The following is a 3,370-nucleotide window of genomic DNA, read 5'->3' as shown; positions in this document are numbered from 1 at the left end:
GGGGATAACTTGTTGAGAATCAACATGAATAAGAACCTATACCGAATCGTATTTAACAAAGCGCGTGGCATGTTGATGGTGGTGGCAGATATCGCCGCCTCCGGTCGGGCTGCATCGTCGGCATCTTCCGGTGTGGGCCATACCCAGAGCCGCCGCATCAGTGCCTTATCCCCGCTGAGTTTTAGTTTATTACTGGCATTGGGCTGTGTTTCGTTATCGGCTCAGGCCAATATTGTCGCCGACGGCAGTGCGCCTGGTAATCAACAGCCGACCATTATCAACAGCGCCAACGGGACACCGCAGGTTAATATCCAGACACCAAGCAGCGACGGAGTATCGCGCAACGTTTACAGCCAGTTCGATGTCGATAATCGCGGGGTTATTCTCAATAACGGCCACGGTATAAACCAAACCCAGATTGCTGGCGTGGTGGACGGCAACCCGTGGCTGGCACGCGGTGAGGCCAATGTTATCCTCAATGAAGTCAACAGCCGCGACCCGAGCAAACTCAATGGCTATATCGAGGTGGCCGGGCGCAAAGCACAGGTGGTTATCGCCAACCCATCAGGCATTACCTGTGACGGCTGCGGCTTTATTAACGCCAACCGCGCGACGCTAACCACCGGGCAGGTGCAGCTCAATAATGGCAAAATCACCGGTTATAATGTTGAACGGGGCGAAATTATTGTTCAGGGCAACGGATTGGACAGCAGCCGTCAGGACAGTACCGACCTGATAGCCCGCTCGATCAAAGTGAATGCCGGTATCTGGGCCAATGAGCTGAATGTCACGGCCGGGCGCAATCAGGTGGATGCCGCGCACCACACAATTAATGCCAACGTCACCGATGGCAGCCCGCGCCCGACTGTGGCGGTAGATGTGGCTAATTTGGGCGGCATGTATGCCGGTAAAATTCGCCTGATTGGCACCGAATCCGGTGTTGGGGTGCGCAATGCGGGTGAGATAGGCGCCTCAGCGGGTGATATCACCATTACAGCTGACGGCATGCTGGTGAACAGCGGCCAGGTCAATAGCGCCCAACAGTTGCTGGTCAATACCACTGCGGGTATTGATAACTCGGGGGTGCTCTATGCCAATGCCAATACCCAGCTCACCACCACGGGTAAGCTGACTAACAGTGGCCATATCAACAGTGCCCAACAGTTGCTGGTCAATACCACCGCTGACATTGATAACTCTGGGATACTCTATGCCAGTGCCAATACCCAACTCACCACTACGGGCAAGCTGACTAACAGTGGCACTGTTGCGGCGGCGGGTGACACCTCGCTGCGCGCAACCGAGATCAACAGCAGCCGTAGCTCGGTCTTGGGTGCAGGGGTTAAATCCGACAATAGCGCCATGACCAGTGGCACATTAAATGTGACCGCCAGTGGGCAGTTAACCGCGCAAGGGAAAAATCTTAGTGGCACGGCGCAGAACTTTAGCGCCCGCGCTATCGACCTCAGTGGTAGCCAAACTCAGAGCCGGGATCTCACATTGACAGCCCAAGATGGGGCCATCTCTCTGACGGCAGCGAATCTGTCCGCCAGTCAATATTTGTCGCTCTCGACTGCCTCTTTGCTACGGACTGATAACGCCAGTGTCATTGCCGAGCAAATCACTCTCGAGGCTCAGGCACTCTCGAATGTCGGGGGCGTAATAGCACAAGTCGGGGCGGCAGATTTCAAACTGAATCTCACCGATTATCTGGATAACCGTGGCGGTACCCTGCTCTCTAAAGGCCATGTAGCCATCAATGCACAACGCCTTGAGAGTAATAGCGACAGTCTGCTGGCCGCTGGAGTACAAAGTGATGGCCGCCTGATGGAGGCCGGCGACTTGGTGGTGACCACCCGTCAGGAATTGATAGCGCAAGGGCAAACCCTCGCCGCAGGTGCCATGACATTAAGCGGCAGTCGGGTTGATCTCACCGACAGCTACACCCAAGCCAGAGAAATGAATATCACCGCCAACAGCGGTGATATCAGCACGCAACGCGCCAATATACTTGCCCTTGGCTCGCTAACCATCAATGCGGGGGCGCAGACTCTCAATAACCAGAATGGCACACTGGCGGCGAATAACATCGCATTGAACCTTGGCCAACTTGAAAACAGCGCCGGCAATATCACCGCCAGTCAAGATTTGACGCTGAATTTACAGAGCAATTTCACTCACCTGGCCAGTTCGACACTGCAAGCCGGGCGTGATTTCACCTTTACCACCCGTGGTAGCTTGACCAATGATGGGCAGCTGTTGGCGGGAGGTAAACTCAGTACCTACTCCAGCAGTTTACTGAACAACAGCAATATTGTAGCAACGCGAGCCAGCCTTACCACGGCGGGTGCCTTGATTAACAGTGGCGAAATATTAACCCTCGGTAGCCTCAACACCGACTCCAACACCTTGTTCAATACCGGCACTATTATTAGTTCGCAAGCCACACTCAAGGCGCAGGAGCGCATCACCAACTCCGGCCCTTCCGCCCTGATAGGTGCCACGGATGAAAATGGCACCTTAGCCTTATTGGCACCGGTTATAGAAAATAGCGATACCGTCACTGACACCGATACCGCGCCGACCACCACCATCTTAGGGGTGGGCAATATTATCCTTGCAGGCGCATTGGATAATAGCGGCAATTACCTGGCAGCCGCTCAGGTGTTCAATATTTCCGGCTTGATTGAATCCGGCAAAGATATGCTGATTTACGCCAACACGCTGACCAACAGCCGCCATATTCTCAGCGCCAATAGTGACTTTGTGATAGCCGACACAGTGACCGGTTCGGCTGTCTGGACAGAGGAAAATCCCGATATTCCGGGTGGACGCTATGATGAACCACCTCATGGCGGTTCAATGAATAGCGATTATGTGAACACAGATTATACGTTGACCTTCGCCTATAACGGTATCGATGAAATCAGCCCGGAGGCACAACTGTTAGCTGGGGGGAACCTGACCCCGCAAGTGGGTACGCTGGAAAACTTCTGGAGTAAAATCAGCGCACAGGGCGAAATAGATCTTTCCGGTGTGACCCTGCAACAGGATGGCTGGGGCAGCGCACAACGCCTGATCGAACGCACCACCTCCAGCGGTCAATGGAATTACCGTAACTATAAAGGCGACTTGTGGTTTTGGAATTGGGGGCCAGAGGTTCAAGAGCGCGCGACAAACCAATATGCGTCCAGCCTTACCGCAAAAACCATTAGCGGCAGCGGCACCACTATCAACAACGGTGCCAATCCCGGTGCGGTTGCGCCTCCTGCTGGGAGCGCCACAAGCGGAAAAAACATTTCCGTCGAGTTTAATGGGCTTTCTCTGACACCGCCCAATGGCGGGCTTTATCACCTCAATACCGACTACA

At 54.2% G+C, this 3,370-nt stretch carries 1 protein-coding gene; it reads left to right on the top strand.

Annotated elements, in window-relative coordinates; all coding sequences use genetic code 11:
• Positions 1 to 24: 24 nt before the first annotated feature.
• The coding region (locus YROHD0001_RS0119095; protein WP_169310656.1) for a two-partner secretion domain-containing protein at positions 25 to 3,370 on the top strand (3,346 nt) is incomplete at its 3' end.

This window comes from Yersinia rohdei ATCC 43380 (assembly GCF_000173775.1).
Taxonomy (GTDB): domain Bacteria; phylum Pseudomonadota; class Gammaproteobacteria; order Enterobacterales; family Enterobacteriaceae; genus Yersinia; species Yersinia rohdei.
Note: the sequence above shows the minus strand (reverse complement) of the source record. Positions and strands in the feature narration are given on the sequence as shown.